At 63.4% G+C, this 543-nt stretch carries 1 protein-coding gene; it reads left to right on the forward strand.

Annotation, left to right across the window (positions count from 1 at the left end; all coding sequences use genetic code 11):
- Positions 1-543: ABC transporter permease (locus DPV79_RS41615; RefSeq protein ID WP_482764122.1), on the forward strand; the 543-nt coding region annotated here is incomplete at both ends.

Consider the following 543-nt stretch of genomic DNA (forward strand, 5'->3'; position numbering starts at 1 on the left):
TGCCGTCGGGCCGCAGCGTCGCGATCGGCGTGCCGTTCGTGTGGCTCGCGATCTTCTTCGCGCTGCCGTTCGTGCTGGTGCTGAAGATCAGCTTCGCCGACCAGGTGATGGGCATCCCGCCGTACACGTCGCTCGTCGAGATCAAGGACGGCGTCGTGCACTTCGCGCTGCAGCTGTCGCACTACGCGTTCCTGCTGCAGGACGACCTGTACATCGCGACCTACCTCAGCTCGCTGAAGATGGCCGCCGTGTCGACGGTGCTGTGCCTGCTGATCGGTTATCCGATGGCGTACTACATCGCGCGCTCGGAACCGAACCGCCGCAACGTGCTGATGATGGCCGTGATGCTGCCGTTCTGGACGTCGTTCCTGATTCGCGTGTACGCATGGATCGGCATCCTGAAGGACGACGGCCTCCTGAACCACACGCTGATCGCGCTGGGCATCATCCACACGCCGCTGCGCCTCTATCACAGCGACGCGGGCGTCTACATCGGGATGGTCTATTCGTACCTGCCGTTCATGGTGATGCCGCTGTACGCGC

It is taken from the genome of Burkholderia reimsis (genome assembly GCF_003294055.1).
In the GTDB taxonomy this organism is placed as follows: domain Bacteria; phylum Pseudomonadota; class Gammaproteobacteria; order Burkholderiales; family Burkholderiaceae; genus Burkholderia; species Burkholderia cepacia.